This is a genomic window from Teichococcus aestuarii (assembly GCF_042651065.1).
In the GTDB taxonomy this organism is placed as follows: Bacteria; Pseudomonadota; Alphaproteobacteria; order Acetobacterales; family Acetobacteraceae; genus Pseudoroseomonas; species Pseudoroseomonas aestuarii.
This window is the reverse complement of the sequence record NZ_JBHSCH010000156.1, coordinates 1-1218: the sequence shown is the minus strand read 5'-3', so window position 1 is coordinate 1218 and position 1218 is coordinate 1. Positions and strand designations below refer to the sequence as shown.

Genomic DNA, 1218 nt, shown 5'->3' with positions numbered 1-1218 from the left:
TCCTGCTCGGCGTTCAGCACGTCGAGCGTGGTGCGGCTGCCCACCACCGCCTCGCGCTGCACGCCGTCGAGCGCGATCTCGGCGGCGCGGATCTGCGCCCGCACGCTCTCCACCTGGGCGCGGGCCGATTGCAGCCCCTCCCAGGCCTGCGTCGCCTGCTGCATCGCCTGGCGCCGCTGGTCGTCCACCACCTGCCGCAGCCGCACCGCGTCCTGCCGCGCCTGCCGCACCGCCGCGTGCTCGGCGCCGCCCTGGTAGAGCGGCACCGACAGGTTGGCGGTGATCTGCTGGCCCGTGCCGCGCGTGTGCGGCTGCTGCTGGTTGTCCGAGCGGAAGGCCTGCGCCTGCACGCTCACCTGCGGCAGCAGCGCCGCCATCTGCACGTCCACCGCGTCGCGCGCCGCCGCCTCGTCGAACAGCGCCGCCACCACCGCCGGGTTGTTGCGCATCGCGACCTCGCGCGCATCCGCCTCCGCCCGCACCGGCACCGAGAGCGGCTGCGGCGCCACCAGCCGCTCCGGCGCCAGCCCGACCACGCGGCGGAAGGTCGCCCGGCTGGTCTGCAGCGTGCCCTCGGCATTGGCCCGCGCCGAGCGCGCCCCCGCCAGCCGGCTCTCCGCCTGCGCCACGTCCGTCCGGGTGATCTCGCCCACCCGGAAGCGCTCGTTCGTCGCGTCCAGCTGGCGCTGCAGCACCTGCACGTTGTTGACGTTCAGCCGCAGCGTCTCCTGGTCGCGGATCACCGCCACATAGGCCTGCACCACGTCCGACAGCACCTGCTGCTCCGCCGCCAGCAGCCGCGCCCGCTGCGCCAGGACCTGGTTCTCCGCCCGCTTGGTCGCCGCCTGCGTCCGGCCGCCGCTGTAGAGCGGCTGCGTCACCGTGGCGTTCAGCCCCGCCGTCTGCCGGTCCGCATCGCTGTAGACGGGCCGCGTGTTGCCGAAGATGTCCGAGGTGCGCGACCGCGTCTGCCCGTTCACGTAGCCCGCATTGCCTGCCACCACCACGCTCGGCCGCCAGCCCGCCAGCGCCTGCGGCACGTTCTCGTCCACCACGCGCAGCTGCGCCCGTTGCGCCTGCAGCGTCGGGTTGTTGGCGTAGGCCTGGCTCAGCGCCTCCTGCAGCGTCTGCGCGCGCGCAACACCCACCCCCAGCAGCGGAGAGGCCACCACAGCCGCCATCACCACCGCAAACGGCATCACCCCTGGGCGAAACGGA

At 74.3% G+C, this 1218-nt stretch carries 1 protein-coding gene; it reads right to left on the bottom strand.

The genetic code is table 11. The annotated features are described in order from the left end of the window. A partial coding sequence (locus tag ACFOY6_RS24110) for a TolC family outer membrane protein (RefSeq protein ID WP_379652455.1) occupies positions 1-1169 on the bottom strand: 1169 nt, incomplete at its 3' end. Between the last annotated feature and the right edge of the window lie 49 nt (positions 1170-1218).